General features: G+C 57.3%; 15 protein-coding genes and 1 other RNA gene. 5 read left to right on the top strand and 11 right to left on the bottom strand.

Translation table 11 applies throughout. From position 1 onward, the window contains the following. Nucleotides 1–3 precede the first annotated feature (3 nt). From rsmH to pdxR, 5 genes are all read right to left on the bottom strand, one after another. The gene (rsmH, locus tag G512_RS0101090; protein ID WP_028480096.1) at nucleotides 4–1,041 is read right to left on the bottom strand and encodes a 16S rRNA (cytosine(1402)-N(4))-methyltransferase RsmH; all 1,038 of its coding nucleotides are present in this window, start codon (nucleotides 1,039–1,041) and stop codon (nucleotides 4–6) included. After that, nucleotides 1,038–1,508: a division/cell wall cluster transcriptional repressor MraZ gene (gene mraZ, locus G512_RS0101085; RefSeq protein WP_028480095.1), complete on the bottom strand. Its 471-nt coding sequence runs from the start codon at nucleotides 1,506–1,508 to the stop codon at nucleotides 1,038–1,040. The genes rsmH and mraZ overlap by 4 nt, the downstream gene beginning before the upstream one ends. 1,091 nt (nucleotides 1,509–2,599) lie before the next feature. Beyond that, on the bottom strand, nucleotides 2,600–3,421 hold the full coding sequence (locus G512_RS0101075; RefSeq protein ID WP_028480094.1) for a sugar phosphate isomerase/epimerase family protein: 822 nt from the start codon (nucleotides 3,419–3,421) through the stop codon (nucleotides 2,600–2,602). 148 nt (nucleotides 3,422–3,569) lie between these two features. Next, nucleotides 3,570–3,960: RNase P RNA component class A (rnpB, locus tag G512_RS21995), an RNA gene on the bottom strand. 54 nt (nucleotides 3,961–4,014) lie between these two features. Next, complete coding sequence (gene pdxR, locus G512_RS19605; RefSeq protein WP_081657324.1) at nucleotides 4,015–5,475, bottom strand: MocR-like pyridoxine biosynthesis transcription factor PdxR; 1,461 nt, start codon at nucleotides 5,473–5,475, stop codon at nucleotides 4,015–4,017. 159 nt (nucleotides 5,476–5,634) lie between these two features. Between pdxR and G512_RS0101065 the strand changes: the two genes are divergently transcribed. Further along, nucleotides 5,635–6,435 (top strand): pyridoxamine 5'-phosphate oxidase family protein, encoded by an 801-nt coding sequence (locus G512_RS0101065; protein WP_228130457.1) that lies wholly within the window; start codon nucleotides 5,635–5,637, stop codon nucleotides 6,433–6,435. A 140-nt stretch (nucleotides 6,436–6,575) separates the two neighbouring features. Here G512_RS0101065 and G512_RS0101060 read toward each other — a convergent pair whose 3' ends face one another. The 3 genes from G512_RS0101060 to G512_RS0101050 all read right to left on the bottom strand — a co-directional run bounded on the left by G512_RS0101060 (nucleotide 6,576) and on the right by G512_RS0101050 (nucleotide 8,766). Beyond that, on the bottom strand, nucleotides 6,576–7,070 hold the full coding sequence (locus G512_RS0101060; protein WP_028480092.1) for a lytic transglycosylase domain-containing protein: 495 nt from the start codon (nucleotides 7,068–7,070) through the stop codon (nucleotides 6,576–6,578). A 251-nt stretch (nucleotides 7,071–7,321) separates the two neighbouring features. Beyond that, nucleotides 7,322–8,077, bottom strand: a complete 756-nt coding sequence (locus G512_RS0101055; protein ID WP_028480091.1) for a peptidoglycan recognition protein family protein — start codon at nucleotides 8,075–8,077, stop codon at nucleotides 7,322–7,324. Beyond that, nucleotides 8,074–8,766: a J domain-containing protein gene (locus G512_RS0101050; RefSeq protein ID WP_028480090.1), complete on the bottom strand. Its 693-nt coding sequence runs from the start codon at nucleotides 8,764–8,766 to the stop codon at nucleotides 8,074–8,076. The genes G512_RS0101055 and G512_RS0101050 overlap by 4 nt, the downstream gene beginning before the upstream one ends. Nucleotides 8,767–8,999: 233 nt before the next feature. Between G512_RS0101050 and G512_RS19600 the strand changes: the two genes are divergently transcribed. Next, nucleotides 9,000–11,087 carry a putative bifunctional diguanylate cyclase/phosphodiesterase gene (locus G512_RS19600; protein ID WP_051268708.1) on the top strand — a complete coding sequence of 696 codons (2,088 nt, stop codon included), beginning with the start codon at nucleotides 9,000–9,002 and terminating at the stop codon, nucleotides 11,085–11,087. A 9-nt stretch (nucleotides 11,088–11,096) separates the two neighbouring features. Here G512_RS19600 and G512_RS0101040 read toward each other — a convergent pair whose 3' ends face one another. Beyond that, complete coding sequence (locus G512_RS0101040) at nucleotides 11,097–11,555, bottom strand: winged helix DNA-binding protein (protein WP_028480089.1); 459 nt, start codon at nucleotides 11,553–11,555, stop codon at nucleotides 11,097–11,099. Nucleotides 11,556–11,863: 308 nt separating this feature from the next. On the opposite strand from G512_RS0101040, the gene G512_RS0101035 reads away from it, so the two are divergent. Next, nucleotides 11,864–15,466: a hydantoinase B/oxoprolinase family protein gene (locus G512_RS0101035; protein ID WP_028480088.1), complete on the top strand. Its 3,603-nt coding sequence runs from the start codon at nucleotides 11,864–11,866 to the stop codon at nucleotides 15,464–15,466. A 1,309-nt stretch (nucleotides 15,467–16,775) separates the two neighbouring features. On the opposite strand, the gene G512_RS0101030 is transcribed toward G512_RS0101035, so the two are convergent. After that, a complete protein-coding gene (locus G512_RS0101030) occupies nucleotides 16,776–17,753 on the bottom strand; it encodes a calcium/sodium antiporter (RefSeq protein ID WP_028480087.1) in 978 nt (325 codons plus the stop codon). A 117-nt stretch (nucleotides 17,754–17,870) separates the two neighbouring features. Next, nucleotides 17,871–18,170, bottom strand: coding sequence for a GNAT family N-acetyltransferase (locus G512_RS0101025; protein WP_028480086.1), 300 nt, complete (start codon nucleotides 18,168–18,170; stop codon nucleotides 17,871–17,873). Nucleotides 18,171–18,643: 473 nt separating this feature from the next. Here G512_RS0101025 and G512_RS0101020 point away from each other — a divergent pair, with 473 nt between their 5' ends. Both G512_RS0101020 and G512_RS0101015 read left to right on the top strand, forming a co-directional pair. Beyond that, nucleotides 18,644–19,225: a thioesterase family protein gene (locus tag G512_RS0101020; RefSeq protein ID WP_028480085.1), complete on the top strand. Its 582-nt coding sequence runs from the start codon at nucleotides 18,644–18,646 to the stop codon at nucleotides 19,223–19,225. A gap of 26 nt (nucleotides 19,226–19,251) precedes the next feature. Continuing rightward, complete coding sequence (locus G512_RS0101015; RefSeq protein WP_036488175.1) at nucleotides 19,252–19,911, top strand: glutathione S-transferase; 660 nt, start codon at nucleotides 19,252–19,254, stop codon at nucleotides 19,909–19,911.

Raw genomic sequence — 19,911 nt, 5'->3', positions numbered from 1 at the left:
GTATCAGCCCCCAAGTCCTCTGAATTCAAACAGCCGGGGTACACCGGCCTCATGGATATCAAGCTCGCGAGCCGGCGCGGCCAACCGGCGGCCGGCCCGCAAGCGCGCTGAGCGCGCACGAGGGTTTGCCGCCACCTCGGCCTCGCTCGCGTCCTGATTACCCTTCACAACAAATTCGAATGTAGCTGGTGGCACATCCTGCTCCGGCAAGTGCCGGGATCCGCCCGCCCGTGTCTTGCAGCGATCCGCAAGGAACCGCTTAACAATCCGATCCTCAAGGCTATGGAACGTCACCACTACCAGCCGACCACCCGGCTTGAGAATACGCTCCGCCGCAGCCAACGCGCCGGCCGCCTGATGCAGTTCGCCATTCACATAAATGCGCAGGGCCTGAAACGTACGGGTTGCCGGATGAATACCCGGCTTCTTGGGGTTCCGGCCAACGACTTTCTCAACCACATGAGCCAGTTCCGACGTGCGCTCGAACGGCTTTTCATCCCGGGCTCGGCAAATGGCATGAGCGACCGAAGACGCCTTTTTTTCTTCACCAAGCAATCCGATGATCCGGGTCAGGTCCTTTTGCTGGAGTGTGTTGACCACATCCGCCGCGCTGGGGCCATCCTGTTCCATGCGCATGTCCAGCGGTCCGTCGTTACGAAAGGAAAAACCCCGCTCGGCCTGATCCAGCTGCATGGAGGAAACGCCAAGGTCCATGACGACACCGTCCACCGCATCGAAGCCCAACTCGCGCGCGTGACTATCAATATCGACAAACTGGCCATGAACCATGAGCAGCCGGTCGGGATAAGCCGCCACCAAATCCGCCGCACCTGCTATGGCGTCCGGATCTCGATCTACCCCAATGACGGTAGCACCGGCTTCAAGAAAGGCACGAGAGTACCCGCCTGCACCAAATGTGCCGTCAATGATGACCTCGCCTTCCTGGGGATTCATGGCCTGCATGACCCGCTCCAGAAGAACGGGTATGTGACGGGTCAGTCCGCCAGCGACCTCTTTTTTTACGTCGCGACCCGTCATCATACCGCCCCTTCCAATGGAGCAGCGGAATTTCCGCCGCCCGCCAATACCGCCAGCGCCCGCTTCATTGCCTCTTCGCGATGCTCGCGGAATTTCGTTGGTTCCCAAATCTGGAACTTGAACCCCTGCCCGACAAAGGTCACTTCGTCGCTAATGCCAGTGTGGTGGCGCACCATGTCCGACAACATCACGCGCCCGTCCCGATCCACCTTGAGCGTTTCACTGGCACCATAAAGAGCCGTGGACAACGCATCATACTCCAGTGACAAGGTAGAAAAGCCTTCCAGCTTCTTCTGGATTTCGGCCACAAGCCCATTTCCGCCCGCATCAACCGCGTTCTGAAACGGAGACGGGAAGCAATACAGGCCCTCAAAGCCGTCTTTCGCCAAAGCCGCACGGAAGGGTGCCGGGATCGAGACACGACCCTTGGCATCCACCCGATTGGTGAAGTGCGAAACGAAGCCTGACATTTTTCCCCTTGCCTCATGACCGGCCCAATGGGCGCCGACCAGGTGCTACTCAACTCGTGAAGTACCGAAGTTTGCTCATCTATCGCCCGAGCGCGCTCCCATCTGGGACCAGACGCCTCAATCTGGTCATTTCCGGGATAATCTGGGATAGCATGGGACAGCACGGGACGTCAACGCACCACATGGGCTGACACCCGCCCCGAAACCCCACAAAACAGCCGGTTATCAACCACTATGGTTAATGCGAAATAACCTTAAAAATCATTAAAACAGAACACGAAGCGCGGTGTTGCAGGCAGGTCCGTCCACGACCGTTTCGAAGGGTGGGATGTTTTCCCGTGTCTCCCCAACAAAAAAGGCCATCGTGGAGAACGACGGCCTGTGCTTATTGAATTGACCTCACTCGACTCGCTCACACTCGGATGAATTCTCGCTTAAGTTGAGATGCTGTCGGAATACTAGTCGTAGGCCCGGCGAACCAGGGCGCTCCCCCCACACCGGATGTCATACCGCACTTGATGCGGTATCCAAACCCACATAGCCCGCCAGGTGCAACAACGGTCCGACTGGACCCCGGCTCGGAGGCCGGGGTGACGGAGGCACGGTAGGCCGTGTTACCGGGCATCACGACTGCTAGAGGCATAAAATGGCTGATAGGAATGGCGCAGTCTCATGCACTTTCGACAGCGAGTGAACGCAAATACCTCAAGGCCTGTAGGCTCCTGAACTGTACGAGCGGCTCAACCCTCTCACCCCTACTGTCGTCATCCCGGACTAGCGCAGCGCAGATCCGGGATCCAGCACGACCTGCGCGCTCCCCACCACACCGGCGTCATGTCGCACTTGATGCGGCAGCCAAAACCACATAGCCCGCCAGATGCAACAACGGTCCGACTGGACCCCGGCTCGGAGGCCGGGGTGACGGTGGAGTGTGCTGTGAGGGTCTTTAGTTTCACGCACTTTGATTGAAACATGGCAGAGAAACCTTCCGCACCTTGCCCAACCACCGAATGTCATGCCGCACTTGATGCGGCATCCAGAGCAGCATGGCACGGACGGATTGAGCTGGCCTTCAACCCAATGGATCTGGCCTACTGGGCCAGACCCTGTTCCGACAGGTAACGCATCGATTTCGGCAGATTGGCATTGTTGGCAAGCTCAAGAATGAGGCGCGGATGGTTCGTGTACTTTTGCAACGCGTTGAACAACGCGGGCCACTGTAAGGTCCCGTCTCCAATAGCCCAGTGGCGATCCGCATAGCCATCTGCATCTTGCAAATGCACATGCTGCAACAATGGCCCGGCGGCCTTCACATAGTAATCGACAGGCGGGGCACCGGTGGAGCCATGAGCGTAATAGGCATGGCCTGTATCCAGAGACACGGCGATTGCGTTGCTATTGAACGATTTCACCAACTCCACTCGGATTGACGGATCGACATCCTCGATGTTTTCAATCATCAACGTGCAGCCAATGTCCTCGGCCTTGGCAACCACGGCGCCCAAGTTCTCCTGAATGCATTGCAGCTTGAAGGAATGCCCTTGGTCATACTGATCCAGATTATGCTGATCCCACGTGGTATAGGGACTGTGCACCACCATATGGGTGGCTTTCAGCTTCCGGCAGACGTCCAGCCCCTGATCCAACCGTTTTTGGACAATCTGGCGGATTTCGGGATCCGCAGCCGAAATATCCAGGTTCCAGAAAGGCCCATGAATACCCAGCCGTCCCGTATAACCGTCCAGCTTTGCCAGCACCTCTTCAGCCAAATGCTCCCAGTTCCCGTTCAGAACATCCGCCGTGATGAAATCCTGAAGTTCCAGATCCCTTTGTTTCTCAAGGATCCAATCCCGATGCTGATCGTATTCGGTAATACTCATCGCCGCACCAACGACGGGCAGATAACCGGTCATGAGACCTCCTGTGACTCAGCTTGAACGCGCAATTGCCGATAGGTGCTACTTGATACAGATGTCATAGAGGTTACAACCATTCCAAATTAGTTGGATAAGCGGTTGTGCCAGACCGTGCCCGGTTGGTTTCGGGCAGCGCGAGCAAAAAGATACCAGTCGGCCTGTAAGCCGGATTTTGTATGGCGCGGTTTCCCGCACGTGACGGCCATTCATCTGGGACGCCCATTGCTGAACGCCTCAAGCAACCAACCCGGGCGGTCTGGTCTGGAGAAAGACTGGAAGCCGAAGCCTCCGCGCCGCCCCTATTCGGTTTTGCTCCCGGTGGGGTTTACCATGCCACGACTGTTGCCAGCCGCGCGGTGGGCTCTTACCCCACCCTTTCACCCTTACCCCCACATGTGAAGGCGGTTTGCTTTCTGTGGCACTTTCCCTAAGGTCGCCCTCGCCGGATGTTATCCGGCACCGTTTCTCCATGGAGTCCGGACTTTCCTCCCCCACGGCCTTTCGGCGCTAGTGGGAGCGGCCATCCAGCCGACTGGTGCGCCGGAACTAGACCGCGCACCTGAAAACGTCAAGTGCAGATCCTTCTGAAATCAGAAGCCCTCACCATTTAAACTCGCCTCCAAGGCATCACAAAAGCGATCCACTAACGACACTGTGGCCTCTGAAAAGCCGATCACCAACCCTGCTCGCGGCTCCTCCATGCAGGAGACGGAGAGCGGCGCGACCCCAAACCCCTTGGCATTCAGTCGAGAAGCAACAGCCACATCGTCGGCCTGTGCGTTCAACAACACGGTCATTTGCAGCCCCCCCACAGGAGAAGTAACACCCAACTGGTTGCCAAAACGCGCCCGCAGTCGCTTGGCGAGCAACTCCCCAGCCCTTTGGTAATGCTCCCTTATTTTCTTAAGGTGAGCGCGATAATGTCCCTCATCAATAAAATCAGCGAGGGCGGCTTGTACATGAACATTGGCCACTGCGCCCAGTGTACGCTGCGCTGTCGCCAAACTGGCAACATGGTCTTCCGGCACCACAACATAGGCAAGGCGGATACCGGGCAACATGGACTTTGCGACCGAGCCGATGTAAGCCACATCGCCCTCTGCCCCCAGCCCCTGCAGCGCAGCCAGAGGGCGCCCCTGAAACAGAAACTCGCTGTCGTAGTCATCTTCCAGGATGATCGCCCCGCATTGACGTGCAAACCCGATCAACTCGAGGCGCCGGGCCATATCCATACGTGTGCCGAGCGGATACTGATGGGACGGGGTTACATAGATCAACCGCGCACGGGGTGTCTCTGCAGGTAGCGTGTCATTCGGTGCAAAGGTCGCGACCTGCAAGCCTGCGCCCAGAAAGGCCGAGCGCGCGCCCAGATACCCCGGTTCTTCGATCAGCGCCAAATCGCCTGGATCTGCAAAGGCTTGCGTCATCAGCATCAAGGCCGCCTGCGATGTGGGTAGAATGAACACCTGTTCTGGCTTGGCCCGTACGCCCCGTTCATGACCGAGATAGCGCGCAAGAACCCGCTGCAACACGGGCAACCCACTCAAGTGTTCATAGCCCAGCGCTCCACCAGAAACACGCCGCGCCGCACGCCGCAGCGAGCGCGCCCACAGCTCGGAGGGAAACAGCGTACGCGATGGTTCACCCGGCTGCATCAATGGGCCCCGTTCCCCATACAGTGGCTGGAACCGGTGGTTGGTCGATAAACGCTCGCCCCGATCCGAAAGCGAACGACGTTGCGGATGATCCGCAACGGCCTCCTCTCCGGATAGAGCCTGCACCTTGCAAACCACAGGCGCAGCACCGGCACGCACGGATACCAATCCTTCAGCGCGCAACAACTCATAGGCTGTATTGACCGTGTTGCGAGATACATTCAGGGTTTGGGCCAACCCGCGGGAGGACGGGAGTTTTTCTCCCTCGCAAATCAATCCGCGTGCAATGTTCTCGCGGATCACGCGGTAAATCTGGCTCGTCAGCGATACCGACCCTTCACGATCCAGATCAATGGCAAACGGAAACAAACTGGCCCCCACCTTTTGGGAAAACATAAAACCAGTTCAAGTCCTAACAGATCTGGTGGCACAACGCGCGGCGCAGGTGAAGAAACCCGGCAGGCCGGTTGAATTATCAAAAGAAAAAGAACAACTGCCATCCCCGGAGCTGGGATCGGCCGACCTGAAAAAAGCCCGAGCAACTGGACCCATAAAATGACGTTTATTGGACCTTCAACAGATCCAGTTACCCGGACAATACTGGTCCTGTACGTTGCCGACAGTTTGCTCAAAACCGAGGACCAGATGAGGAATACACAAATAGACGCGCCTTCCGAGTCGGAAAACGCGTCCAGTAAAACACTCCACGAAAAAGTTCCGGCATACGCTCGGATACGACAATCCCTGCGCGCCGAGTATGATTGGGAAACCATCAACGCTATTCTCGATACGGCTTTGGTCGCCCATGTCGGTTTTATTGATGAAGGGCGGCCTATGGTGATCCCGATGGCCTTCGCCCGGATCGGGCGACGTATCTACATCCACGGAGCAAAGGCCACACGCATCGTAAAAAAAGGCCGCAATGCAAATCCGGTCAGCATCACGGTCACCCACGTGGATGGCATTGTTTGCGCCCGCTCCGCGTTTCACACCAGTTTCAACTACCGCAGTGCCGTCTTGCACGGGACGGCGCAAGCCGTGACCGAAAAGGCAGAAAAGCTGACCGCGCTTGAGGCAATTACCAACCATATCCTCCCCGATCGGTGGTCTGAACTCCGACAGGCAACCTCCAAGGAGATCACGGCTACCGGCGTATGGGCCTTGGACATAGAGCATGCCGCAGCCAAGGTCAGGCAAGGTCTGCCGAACGATGATGAAGAGGACTATGGCGTCCCCGTTTGGGGCGGGGTGGTACCGGTTGTAACCGGCCTTGGCCTCCCAATTGATGACGGCCGGTTGGCTCCAGAGACACCTGCCTCTCAAGCCGTTGTCAAAGCACGCAAAAAATTCGCTTGAAACCACATCAGGCACGAGGCGGCCAGACCCTCACGGTCTGGCCGCCTGGTTGTCCTTGCAGACACGCCACCCTCAAGCGGGCTGGCAAGCGCGTATGATTTTGCGAAAAAGGGTCCCCACCCGAACACAGCAATTGCTGGTTAGCTCTTGGCACCCAGAATGTTCTGTACCTTCTGGCAGTAGCGTGCACTGATCTTGTTCATGCGCTTGGCATAATGGCCGGCGTTGTAGCGCAAGATGGTACCGCACAGGTCGCCCCCGGCTTTCTTGTGGGCTCCGGCGAGGTACTTCATGCCCCACTCCAGATTGGTCTCTGGATTGTACAAAGCTTTCGTGGACCCTCGATAGCCCATGCCGCGCGCCGTCGCGGGCTTGATTTGCATCAGCCCCACTTCACCGGCTGCACCGCGTGCTTTTGGGTTGAAGCTGCTCTCCACCTGAACCACGGCACGCGCCAGTTCATGCGGCACGCCATGCTTCTTTGCGGTTTCCTTGATCAGCTTTTCGATCTTCTTTTCTTGCGGCTTGGCTGCTGCCTGATAGTCCCCACCAAGGTAGCCAATCGGATTGCTTGCAATAAGCGCGAACGCCAATGCAGGCACAACTGCGGCCCGAGCGCATTTCATAAGTTTCATCTGTCATTCCTGGCAATTTGTTTTGAGCAGCGCGGTTTATGGTTGCCGGATGAGTCGAAAATCGGGCGCAGGAATTCACAAACTGTTTCAAGTTTTATGTCACTTAGGTGACAATTCAGCAGGTTTTGGAAATATATGAGGCATCACAGCGGCAGCTCTGCCCAAGTTCGGAACACACTGTGACGCCCATCATAGTTTACCTTAGGTAAAGTAATGCTGATATTTTATCAACAAAATACCTTACGTTTCCGTCACAACAGGCTCGGCAAGGTCTTCAACAGCCCATGTAGCAGCGTCACTGTTTCAGGATCAGCCACCCCATCAACGCTCGTTTGGCGATAATGCCGCTGAAACGCCACAACCGCCTGGTGAGTTTTCTGATCAAATACCCCGGTCTGTTGCACGTGATATCCATAAAGGCCGAGCAGCGCCTGTATCGCCTCCACCGGAGTGCCTTCATCACCCCGCTGAAAAAAGCCCGCCCCTTGCGGTTCCACATTCCCCATATAGTGGCCGACCCCAGCTTCATGCAACCTTTGCCACGGGAACTTTTCGCCCGGATCCATCTTCCTGTCGGGAGCCACATCCGAATGCGCAAGAACCCTGTGGGCAGGAATGCCGTGCCGCGCGACAATGTCCTTGCACAGCGCAACAACAGCTTCGATCTGCACTTCAGGAAAATCTGGCAACCCGCCATCGTGGCCGGCATTGGCGATTTCCACGCCGATACTGCAGGAGTTGATGTCGGTTTCACCGCGCCACCACGCCCGGCCAGCGTGCCATGCCCTGCGTCCCTCCGGAACGCACTGATAAATCTTTCCGTCCTCCATCACGACATAGTGAGCCGAAACCTCGGATCTTGGGTCACATAAACGCGCCAAGGCCGCCTCGTGGTCCGGCATCCCGGTGTAATGCAACACCAGCATGTCGATATCCAGCACGCGCTCATTATGATTGGGAGATGGTTTCAGCTGTGCGGGTACGCCGCATTCCGGTCTTATGCTCATAAGCCTCTTTCCGCCCGCAATTGCGCATAAGCAGCATTCAGAACCGCCAGCCGTTCATTTGCAATCCGGACAAACTCTTCAGGAACGCCCCGCCCGATCAAACGGTCAGGATGGGTTTCTCGTACTTCCTGCCGATAAACCTTTTGCAGTTCAAGGTCGCTGATTTCCGGATCCACACCCAGCACCACGTAAGGATCGTACTGGCCGCGGATGTGACGCGCCTTGATACGATTGAAGCTGTACCCATCCACTTGGAAGATGCTTGCAACATGCTCCAGATAGGCCAGCTCAGCTTCGTGAACGATCCCATCCGCCTTGGCGATGTAAAACAGCCCATCAAGCACATCCACACAGGTTTGCGGATCATCCTGTAAAAGCTGATACAGCTTTTCAGCATACAACTCGTAGCCGGCCACATCCTGCTGTGCCAATGAGAACAACCGCGCCACATTGCGCTCTTCGCCCTCAGGAATCTCGAAGAGATCATAGAAGGCGATGATTTCATCAGTTGTTACAACACCATCCGCTTTTGCCATCTTGGCAGACAGCGCAATCATCGCAGCCGTAAATGCCACAGATCGACGCGCTTCCCCCATGCTGCGGATGAGTTGCTGCATCTTGTCAGCAAGTTGAGCGCTGCTGTTTTGAAGGGCGGCGACAATCGCCGAAAGGCGGCTCCAAATATCCATGAACTCAGCCTATGCGATCTGATCGGCTCACACGAGCCCACCGTGAACGGCTCCGCCACCTTTCCCCGAAAATTGCATGGTCTTTCTAGTGCGGTCTCACCACAAACGCCGATCAGCCCTCGCTGACAATTTGTAATAAATAACTACAGAAATTTCATCTTTAAGAACTTATAAGGGTTCAACATGGAAGCTCGATCAATCTGTCTTGAAGAATCGTGGTCGTTGAGGAGCCGATGTTGGAGGCATCAACAAAGTTCAAAAGATTAAGATACTCACTGTGCATCCTCGCCGGCTTCCTCCTGCTCGCTCTGGCTTTTTTTATAGTTAACAGATCCGTACTCTATATCACCTTTCGCGCAGAAGCTCAGCAGAACGCTGACCGACTGACTCGCGAGCTGACCATACAGCACCAGTTGGTCACTCGAACTCAGCGCAAGGGCCTGCACTCACAACCCGAGACGCCCCTTGGCTTGCGCGGAACGAAGGATCAAACCATTCCCTGGCCAGAGCGTTTGCACGAAAACGCGCAGTTGATAGATGCAAATGCAGCCTCAATGATAGCTGACGATCTGGCCAACCGCTTCCCCGTCAACTGGCTGATTTGCGTCGATAAACACGGACGCATTCTCTCCGTATTCCCTGAAGAGATGCCCAAATATCAAGCAGAACAGTTGCTGCAACAAAATACCCACCCCGATACCTGGAACCGTTCGGTTCAAACCGGAGAGATCACGTTTGCCAGCCAGTTCAGCTATTTTGGTTGGGGAACGCCGGACTTCACGGCTATTGTTCCCCACAAGATTGACGGTGAGGTTTTATACACCTTCATCCTCTCGGCCGAACCAAAGGTGACCCGGCAAACCGTGCTCAACGCCGTTGCTGTTGCAACTGCGGGCGGGTTTCTGGTCGTCTTGATCGCGGGGGCATCCGTCGCCGCATTGCTCTGGCGCAATCTCAAGGAACGATGGCAAACAACAAAGACCATTCGGTTTTTGGCCCACAACGACCCGCTGACACACTTGCCAAACCGCGCCCTGTTCCATGAACAACTCACCAACACACTGCGCAAGGCAAGCATTACAGCGGCGGACATTTACGTCATTGCGGTGGACGTGGACAAGTTCAAGGAAATCAATGATACCCACGGACATGCTGCGGGAGATGTGTTCCTGCAGGTTATCGCCGATAGGCTGCGGCTTGTATTTGATACGCATCTTGTCGCCCGCCTGTCCGGAGACGAGTTTGCCGTAATGGTGGAGGACGTGACGTCGGATCATGAGGTGACCCTTCTGGTCGAACGCCTCATGTCTGCAATCAAGCCGCCTTGCCATATCGAAGGCAAAAACCTCGATATCTCCCTCTCGCTTGGCATCGCCAAAGCAACCGATGCCGCGTGGCGCACGTCCCGTTTGCTGCATTGTGCCGACATGGCCCTTTATCGCACCAAGACGACAGGTCGGTCTGGCTTCACATGGTATGAACCCAGCATGGATGAAGACCTTCAGCGCCGCAAAATCCTTGAGGCAGAGATGCGCAAAGCGTTGAAAGAAGATGGTTTCTCGGTCCAGTATCAGGCACAGGTCAGCCTTTCCGACAAGAAATTGAAGGGGTTTGAGGCACTGCTGCGCTGGAACCATCCAGACCGCGGCTGGATCTCGCCGGATGTTTTCATTCCCTTGGCAGAAGACACAGGCCTCATCGAGCAATTGGGCGAGTACGTCCTGCGCAAGGCCTGTGCAGACGCGGCCAGTTGGGCAGATCCAACCCTGAAGGTTGCCGTCAACTTCTCTCCCTCCCAGTTCAAGACGGGCGAGATCGAACAGAAAATCGACAGTGCCCTGCGTGCGGCTCAGTTGTCACCCGACAGACTGGAAATCGAAATCACCGAAAACCTCTTGATCAAGAACACTCAAAGCGTGGTCAGTTCCTTGACCCGAATCCGGCAGATGGGCGTGTCGGTGGCCATGGACGATTTTGGCACCGGCTACTCCAGTTTGAGCTATCTCTCCAAGTTCCCATTTGACAAGATCAAGATTGACCGGACTTTCATCCGAAATTTGGGCACGGATGCGCACACAGATGCCATTGTCGCCTCCATTATCGGGCTGGGGCGTTCGCTGGATGTGCTTATTACCGCAGAGGGCGTGGAGAACGAAAGCCAACGCCAAATACTACGGGCAGCAGGCTGTGATCTGGTCCAGGGCTTTTTGTTCGGCCGCCCTCGTGTCGTCGATCCGCGGCATCCGTTTGAGGGCGTTGACTGCCTACAAAACCGACCTGAAAAGCCCGCAGAGGACCGGTCGGAACGCGTCACCAGTTGAGCATCCAACCTACATCGCAGTGGCCGCTCGCGCTCCTTGATCATAATAGCCTGAAACCGACCGCAACGTTGCCGCCAGTCGCGACAACTCCGCTTCGTCCAGCCCCAACTCCTTCATCGGCTTCACCAGCAAAGCTTCGCGAAGCTCTCTGTATTGCAGACACATTTCTTCACCTGTCTGGGTGATGCGGGCTGTCTTTTCCTTGCCCCGTCTGCCTGTTTCAATCAGCCCCGCCTTCTCTAGTTTCTTGAGCGCGTAAGAAACCGTGTGCGTATCCTCGATGTTCAATACCAAACAAAGGTCGGCCATGGTCTTTGCACGCGAGCGATGATTGACGCTGTGCAACAACTGGACCTCCAACGAAGACAATCCCTCAACCCCGGCGGCTGCCATGCACCGCACCATCCAGCGCTGATAAGCATTCACCATCATGGTTACGGCAAATTCCATTTCGGAAAGAGCAGGCATCTCACCAGCTGCCAAATGCGCTGCCGACACAACAGGGCCCACACCAGCCGTGCGCCTACTCGTTTTCTTTCTGTTTTTAGGTGCTGTCTGTGTCAACGAACGCCCCTTTCCTGCCCTTCTTATGCACTAACGACCCAACGGATCCTGTTATAAATCTATGATAGTCTGTGCCGGATTGAAACAATATATAGATCTGGAAGCCGCTTTCGGCTCGCCACTACTGCACTTTTTCATTGACAATTTATCGACAAATTTTCGATATTGCCACCTAATCAAACATACGTAACACACCACCGAGGGGATAAGTGATGACAGCGGGGAAATGGGATTTCTGGATCGACCGAGGTGGCACCTTTACAGATATCGTGGCCCGCACACCGGAGGGCAGCATTGAGGCCCACAAGGTCCTCTCCGAAAATCCGGAGGCCTACAAGGACGCCGCCATTCAGGGCATTCGCGACCTCATGGGCATCGGCAAGAACGAGCGCATTCCTTCACAAAACATTGCGACCGTGAAAATGGGCACCACAGTTGCCACCAACGCGCTGCTTGAGCGCAAAGGCGACCGCACGCTGCTGCTCATAACCAAAGGCTTCCGCGATGCGCTGGAAATCGGCTATCAGGCCCGCCCGGACATTTTCGCCAAGGAAATCATCAAGCCGGAACTCCTCTACGATCAGGTAATCGAGGCAACAGAGCGCGTGCGCGCCGATGGCACCGTTGAAGTTGCGCCAGACCTTGCCGCGGTCGAAAAAGACCTGCGCGCCGCGTTCGACGACGGCATCCGTTCCATCGCCATTGTGCTCATGCACGCCTATGCTTATCCGGAGCATGAAAAACAACTGGCCAAAGTAGCCAGGAAGGTCGGCTTCCCGCAAATCTCCGTTTCGCACGAAGTCTCCCCACTGATGAAGCTGGTGGGCCGCGGCGACACCACCGTTGTGGACGCTTATCTCTCGCCAATTCTCCGCCGCTATGTGGAGCAGGTCGCAGGCGAGTTGGACATCCAAAACACAGACTGCCGCCTCATGTTCATGCAGTCCTCCGGCGGCCTCACCGACGCTTCCTTGTTTCAGGGCAAGGACGCCATTCTCTCCGGCCCGGCCGGCGGTGTTGTAGGCGCGGTGGAAACTTCCCGGATGGCGGGCTTTGAAAAGGTCATCGGCTTTGACATGGGCGGCACCTCCACTGACGTTTCCCACTTTGACGGCGAATATGAACGCGCCTTTGAAACCGAAGTGGCCGGGGTGCGCATGCGCGCGCCCATGATGATGATCCACACGGTGGCCGCAGGCGGCGGTTCCATCCTTCACTACAAGGATGGACGCTTTCAGGTCGGCCCGGATTCGGCTGGTGCCAACCCCGGTCCCAAGTGCTACCGACGCGGCGGCCCGCTGACTGTCACCGACGCCAACGTCATGACCGGCAAGCTCAAGGCCTCCTATTTCCCGAAGATCTTCGGCCCCAATCAGGATGAAGCGCTGGATGAAGACGCGGTTCGCGCCGCCTTTGCTGCCCTTGCCGAGGAGATCGACAATGGCCTTTCAGCCGAACAGGTGGCGGAAGGCTTCCTCAAAATCGCCGTCGAGAACATGGCCAATGCCATCAAGAAAATATCGGTTCAACGCGGTCATGACGTCACCGATTACGCCCTCACATGCTTTGGGGGCGCGGGCGGTCAGGCCGCCTGTCTGGTCGCCGACAGCCTTGGCATGAAGACGGTGATCGTTCACCCCCTTTCCGGCATTCTGTCCGCTTACGGCATGGGCCTTGCCGACATTCGCGCCACCCGTCAGAAGGCTGTCGTCAAACCCCTTGAAACCGACCAGCTTGCCGCTCTCACCGCGCTCAAAGACGACCTTGCCGCAGACGCGCGCGCCGAGGTGGAAGGGCAAGGCGTTGCACCCGATGCAATCACCCTGCTGCCACGTGTCCACCTGCGCTACGATGGCACCGACACCCCCTTGCCCGTTGCCATGCTTGATGGCGACCGCGATGGCATGATTGCCGAATTCACCGAAGCGCACAAAAAGCAGTTCGGCTTTGCCTATGAGAACAAGGGCATCGTCGTTGAGGCACTGGAAGTGGAGGCCGTCGGCGGCGGCGCGGGCCTCACCGAACCGGACCTCACCCTTGCCTCCAACTCTCCCGAACCTTCAGAGGCAACCCGCTTCTTCTCCGATGGCGATTGGCAGGCGGCCAATGTTTACAAACGCGACGCTCTCCTTCCCGGCATGACCATTTCCGGACCGGCGCTGATCATGGAACCCCACGCCACTGTGGTGGTGGAGCCGGGCTGGCAAGCTGCCATCAACGCCAAGGATCACATCATCCTCACCCGCGTTGTCCCACTGCGCCAGGCGGAAGCCATCGGCACCACCGCCGATCCGGTCATGCTGGAGGTGTTCAACAACCTCTTCATGTCCATCGCCGAGCAGATGGGCGTGACCCTGCAAAACACCGCTTACTCCGTCAACATCAAGGAGCGGCTGGATTTCTCCTGCGCTGTCTTCGACCAAAACGGCGCGCTTGTGGCCAACGCCCCGCACATGCCCGTACACCTTGGTTCCATGGACCGCTCTGTGGAAACGGTCATCAAGCTAAACAAGGGCAAGATCAAACCGGGCGACGTGTTCGCCCTCAACGCGCCCTATAATGGCGGCACCCACTTGCCGGACATCACCGTGGTCTCCCCGGTCTTTGATGAGAAGGGCCAGGAGATTCTGTTCTGGGCCGCCTCCCGTGGTCACCATGCTGATGTGGGCGGCTCGGCCCCCGGCTCCATGACCCCGCTTGCCACCAAGGTGGATGAAGAAGGTGTCCTCATCGACAACTTCAAGCTGGTCGATCAAGGCACGTTCCAGGAAGACGCGCTCGTTAAGCTCTTGACCGAACACCCGTATCCGGTGCGCAACGTGCACCAGAACGTGGCGGACCTGAAGGCACAGATCGCCGCCAACGAGAAGGGCGTTCAAGAGCTGCGCAAGATGACCACCCACTTCGGTCTTGAAACCGTTCAGGCATATATGGGCCACGTTCAGGACAACGCCGAAGAAAGCGTGCGCCGCGTCATCGAGGCCCTGTCAGACAGCGCCTATGAGTATCCGACCGATCAGGGCGCAGTCATCAAGGTCAAGATCACCGTCGACAAGGAAAAGCGTGAAGCCACCGTCGACTTTACCGGCACCAGCGCCATGAAGGAGAACAACTTCAACGCGCCCGAACCGGTAACCCGCGCTGCCGTGCTTTATTGTTTCCGCGTCATGGTGGAAGGTCACATCCCCATGAACGCAGGGTGCCTGCGCCCCATCAACATCATCCTGCCGGAAGACTGCATGCTGCGGCCGGTTTATCCCGCCGCCGTTGTCGCAGGCAACGTGGAGACCTCCCAGCACGTAACCAACGCGCTGTTTGCCGCTCTTGGCGCCATGGCCAACTCCCAAGGCTCCATGAACAACCTAACCTTCGGCAACGAGACCTATCAGTATTATGAGACCCTGTGTTCAGGCTCCCCGGCAGGTCCCGGCTTCAACGGTACGGATGGTGTTCATGTCCACATGACCAACTCCCGCCTGACGGACCCGGAAGTTCTGGAGTTCCGCTATCCGGTGCTGCTGGAAGACTTCCACATCCGCAAAGGGTCCGGCGGCAGGGGCAAGTGGCATGCAGGCGATGGCACCAAACGCACCATCCGCTTCCTGGAAAAGATGGACTGCGCCATCCTCTCCTCGCACCGCACGATCGAGCCGAAAGGCATGGAAGGCGGCGAGAATGGTCAGGTTGGCTGCACACAAGTCCGCCGCCTGAACGGCACCGTCGAAACGCTGAAGGGCTGTGACCAAACAGTTCTGGAAGCAGGCGAAGCCGTCACCGTCATCACCCCAACCAGCGGCGGCTGGGGCAAGGCCTAGCAACCATCGGCTCGACAGGTCATGAATGCCCGGAACCACTCCGGGCATTCCCCTCCCCTCTACCGTCATCCCGGACAAGTTGAGCGAACAGCGAAACGAAGATCCGGGATCCAGCACAAAAAAGCGCGAGCAATCGCGAGCACGTAACCTTCAACACTAGCGACCGAACGAACTGCCCATCTGGATCCCGCATCAAGTGCGGGATGACCTCCGTGGGTGTGGCGGGCAAAGCGGCCTCATGACGCGCCAGTCGCAAACGATACTGACAATGGACTCTGTCTCTTTGAACTCAAGGTGCTCTGGCAGCACCAGCCTCCAAGAATACCCAGTGAGGCCCACAAGCCGCCATGAGAGCCCAGTAAGGCTGAAGAGCCACCAATCAACCAAGTGAGACACACCACAGCCCCACCTCCCCTTCACCGTCATCCCGGACAAGGGGAGCGCACAGCGAAACGCAGATCCGGGATCCAGCGTGAAAAGCGCGAGCAATTGCGAGCACAGAACCCTTATCCCTTGCGACCGAACGAACTGCCCGTCTGGATCCCGCATCAAGTGCGGGATGACCTCCGTGAGGGTGGCAGACGAAAGTGGTCTCATGAGGCACCAGTCGCAAACGACACTGACAATGGCCTCTGCCTCTCTGACCTCGACGCACTCTGGCAGCACCAGCCTCCAAGAATACCCAATAAGGCCCACGAGCCGCCATGAGAGCCCAGTAAGGCTCAATAGCCACCAATCAACCAAGTGAGACACACCGGCCCCACCTCCCCTCCACCGTCATCCCGGACAAGGAGAGCGAACAGCGAAACGCAGATCCGGGATCCAGCGCAACAAGCGCGAGCAATTGCGAGCACGTAACCTTCAACCTTAGCGACCAAACGAACCCCATCTGGATCCCGCATCAAGTGCGGGATGACCTCCGTGGGTGTGGCGGGCAAAGCGGCCTCATGACGCGCCAGTCGCAAACGATACTGACAATGGACTCTGCCTCTCTGACCTCGATGCGCCAAGATCACTCACCGCCATAGAAGCCCAGAAAGGCCCACGAGCCGCCTAGAAATCCCGGCAAGGCTCACCAGCCCCACCTCCCCTCCGCCGTCATCCCGGACAAGTTGAGCGAACAGCGAAACGCAGATCCGGGATCCAGCACAAAATGCGCGAGCAATCGCGAGCACGTAACCTTCAACCTTAGCGACCAAACGAACCCCATCTGGATCCCGCATCAAGTGCGGGATGACCTCCGTGGGTGTGGCAGACGAGAGCGGAGGCATACTCCAATCATGACCCTCCGGCCCGCCCCCCTACACCATCAGGCGAGGCCCAAAGCCGCACGCAGGCCCGGCGTCAATTGCAGCGCCAAGTAGCCCCCGTAACAGGCAAGGAAGAACAGGCCTTCCCGGCGACTCACCCGCCACCCGGTTATGCAGGCCACCGCCATGAGCCCAACGGCGCCCACCATCACCCAAATATCAAGCCCGGCAATCTCTGCGGGCACAGGAATTGGAACAACCAGAGCCGTAACCCCGCCAATGCCGAAGATATTGAAAATGTTGCTGCCAATCACGTTGCCAAAGGCCACATCGCCGTGCCCGCGCACAGCCGCAACAATCGATGTCACCAGTTCCGGCAAGGAGGTGCCAATGGCGACCAACGTCAGGCCGATCACCGCATCCGAAACACCAATGCGCTTTGCCACATCCACACTGGAGGAGACCAGCATATCCGCCCCAAAGACAATGCCGCCTACGCCAACAAAGAAAAGAACCACGCCCCAGCCAACAGAAAGCTGCGGCTCGGACAGCTCGTCCGCCTCAGCTTCATGCACCGCGCTGGCGGCTGTTTTCGCCCGCCGCTCCACCCAGAAACTGCAGACCGTATAGGCCAGCAACAGGCCAACAAGAACCAAACCTGCCAACCGAGACAAGGCGCCACTCAACACAACAGCCAGCAAGACAAGACTGGCAAAAGCCAGAACAGCCCCGTCGCGGCGGAACGCTTCGCGGTTGACCACAATGGGCATGATGAGCGCAGACGTACCCAAAATAAGCAGCACATTGGTGATGTTGCTGCCCACGATGTTGCCAACAGCAACACCGGGGTAGCCGGCAAACGCGCCCTGAAGGCTGGCGACCAGTTCCGGCATGGAGGTGCCAAAGCCCACAAGCGTCAGGCCAATGAAGAGTTTTGAAACGCCAAGGCGGGTGGCCACAGCCACACTGCCGCGCACCAGTGCTTCACCGCCCACAAGCAGCAGCACCAGCCCCCCGACCAGTTGAAGAATAACCATTTTGCGAAGACTTTTTAAAAGCGCACCTTGCGCTTGATGTTAAGACCGCAGCGAACATGGGGAAGCCTTTATGGGGTTTCAATGCATCCCCTCATCAAAATCACGTTTCTGGGACTATTACGAAGGCAGCGCCGCCGGGATATTCCGCCAACCGATCGCAACTTCCACCAGTTTGCCACCGCTGCGGACTTTGCACTCCCGGTCAAAAGGTTCTCCACCAAACCGCTCATAAAACTTTAGCGCGCTCACATTTCCCTCCAACACCCATAAACTGAAGGCCGAGTGACCCAAGTGTTGAAGATGGCACAAAGCCTTGCGAAACAAAGCTGCGCCCAGCCCCTGTCCGTGAACCTCCTGAAGAAGGTACAACGCGCTGATCTCTCCGCCAAATCCCTGCGCTGCGCTGCGTGTGTGCACTCACGCTGAGGGCCTACGCAGACAAACCCGACAACTCCCTTGGGAACGCAAGCGACAAACACATCAGTTTCCCTTTCCGGGGCTGCAACCGAGAGAATCTCATGCCATATGGCTCGAGATTTCGCGACAGATCGCGTCGCAAGAACAGATTCTGGAATAAGGCCCCTATACGTTTCCCCCCAGCTCTGCATATGGACTTGCGCAATCGCTTCCATGTCGCTCAATCGCGCTTGCCGTATGTCCACCTGATCCTGAGGCATAGTTTCTCCAAGTTCGCCAGCATCATGGGAGCACGTCCCTGCCGCATTCGTCAACCAGCCCCCCCCCTCACGGTGCGCTGACGCCGTTGACAAGAAAACTCCTGCCGCAAGGTCATGACAAACTCCGACCAAGTGGCCGCTTGTAGTACCCCAGCGCCCCATGGCACAACGAGCCTTCCGTTCGCCCAGACCATTGAAAGACAAGGGACCTCCATGCGCCTCTGGTTTCGCCTCATCCTCTTTTTGTTGCTCACGCCATTTCGAGACAAACTCAAGTCTGGCACCGACCTGTCTGTTATCAACTACCGGGTTCATCTGACGGATATTGACAGTAACGTGCACTTGAACAACGGCCAGTATCTCACTTTCATGGATCTGGGCCGCCTTGATATCATGGCGCGTACGGGCCTGTGGCGCGCCGTTGTTCGCCACAAATGGATGCCGGTGGTTTCCGGCGCCAACATCCGCTTTCGCAAGGAAATCCGGCTGTTCGAACCGTTCACGCTGGAAAGCCGTATCGTGTACTGGAATGAGGAAACCAGCGTGATCGAGCAGCGGTTCCGCTTTCGCAAAGGTCCAAAGAAGGGCATTCTGGCGGCCACCGCTCTGGTACGCGTGGGGCTTTATGACCGAAAGGCGCGCAAGTTTGTGCCCATGGCACAGCTAATGAAAGAGATCGGCGTGGACGAACAATCCCCAAGCCTTCAGCCCCATGTCGAGGCCTTCTTGAACGCAGAGGGGGAATTACGTACTTATGACAGGCAGGAAGCAACACAACCTGAAAAGGCGGCGTAACTCAAGCCGCACGTATGATGCACACAATGCCTAATGAGCCCCTGCTTTATTCTTTCCGCCGCTGCCCCTACGCCATGCGCGCCCGTTTGGCACTTGTCGCCAGCCAGACTACCTGCCGGTTGAGGGAGATCGTGTTGCGCGACAAGCCGGCCCACATGCTGGAGATATCACCAAAAGGAACTGTACCCGTCATGCAACTGGCGGACGGCACGGTGATCGAGGAAAGCCTCGACATCATGCTGTGGGCGCTGCGCCGCAACGACCCGCAGGGCTGGTTGACACCAGAGGAAGGAGCACTGGACGAAATGCTGGCCCTGATTGCAGAGATGGACGGCCCGTTCAAGCACCACCTCGACCGCTACAAATATGCAACCCGCTACGAAGGGGCAGATCCGGACACTCATTATGCCGCTGCCATTCAGGAGCTGGGCAAGCTTGAGCAACGACTGGAAGCGAGGCCCTATCTGTTTGGCAACCGGCCGGCGCTGGCAGATCAAGCTATGTTTCCGTTCGTGCGCCAGTTCTGCAACGCTGACAAGGAGCGGTTCACCATCTCTGCCCCCAAGCGCGTGCAACAGTGGCTGGAAGATCGCATCTCGTCGCCAGAGTTTTCCGTCGTATTCGGCACGAAGTGGAAACCATGGCAGCCGGAGGACGCCCCCATCTATTTCCCGGCACCGGGTTAG

Origin of the sequence: Pseudovibrio exalbescens DSM 16456, assembly GCF_000422785.1 — a bacterium.
Classification (GTDB): domain Bacteria; phylum Pseudomonadota; class Alphaproteobacteria; order Rhizobiales; family Stappiaceae; genus Pseudovibrio; species Pseudovibrio exalbescens.
This window is presented reverse-complemented; position numbering and strand designations above follow the sequence as displayed.

Coding starts and splice junctions, on each gene's coding strand:
- rsmH (WP_028480096.1), bottom strand. CDS start 1,041: ATGATGACGGGTCGCGACGTAAAAAAAGAGGTCGCTGGCGGACTGACC.
- mraZ (WP_028480095.1), bottom strand. CDS start 1,508: ATGTCAGGCTTCGTTTCGCACTTCACCAATCGGGTGGATGCCAAGGGT.
- G512_RS0101075 (WP_028480094.1), bottom strand. CDS start 3,421: ATGACCGGTTATCTGCCCGTCGTTGGTGCGGCGATGAGTATTACCGAA.
- pdxR (WP_081657324.1), bottom strand. CDS start 5,475: ATGTTTTCCCAAAAGGTGGGGGCCAGTTTGTTTCCGTTTGCCATTGAT.
- G512_RS0101065 (WP_228130457.1), top strand. CDS start 5,635: ATGACGTTTATTGGACCTTCAACAGATCCAGTTACCCGGACAATACTG.
- G512_RS0101060 (WP_028480092.1), bottom strand. CDS start 7,070: ATGAAACTTATGAAATGCGCTCGGGCCGCAGTTGTGCCTGCATTGGCG.
- G512_RS0101055 (WP_028480091.1), bottom strand. CDS start 8,077: ATGAGCATAAGACCGGAATGCGGCGTACCCGCACAGCTGAAACCATCT.
- G512_RS0101050 (WP_028480090.1), bottom strand. CDS start 8,766: ATGGATATTTGGAGCCGCCTTTCGGCGATTGTCGCCGCCCTTCAAAAC.
- G512_RS19600 (WP_051268708.1), top strand. CDS start 9,000: ATGTTGGAGGCATCAACAAAGTTCAAAAGATTAAGATACTCACTGTGC.
- G512_RS0101040 (WP_028480089.1), bottom strand. CDS start 11,555: ATGCCTGCTCTTTCCGAAATGGAATTTGCCGTAACCATGATGGTGAAT.
- G512_RS0101035 (WP_028480088.1), top strand. CDS start 11,864: ATGACAGCGGGGAAATGGGATTTCTGGATCGACCGAGGTGGCACCTTT.
- G512_RS0101030 (WP_028480087.1), bottom strand. CDS start 17,753: ATGGTTATTCTTCAACTGGTCGGGGGGCTGGTGCTGCTGCTTGTGGGC.
- G512_RS0101020 (WP_028480085.1), top strand. CDS start 18,644: ATGCGCCTCTGGTTTCGCCTCATCCTCTTTTTGTTGCTCACGCCATTT.
- G512_RS0101015 (WP_036488175.1), top strand. CDS start 19,252: ATGCCTAATGAGCCCCTGCTTTATTCTTTCCGCCGCTGCCCCTACGCC.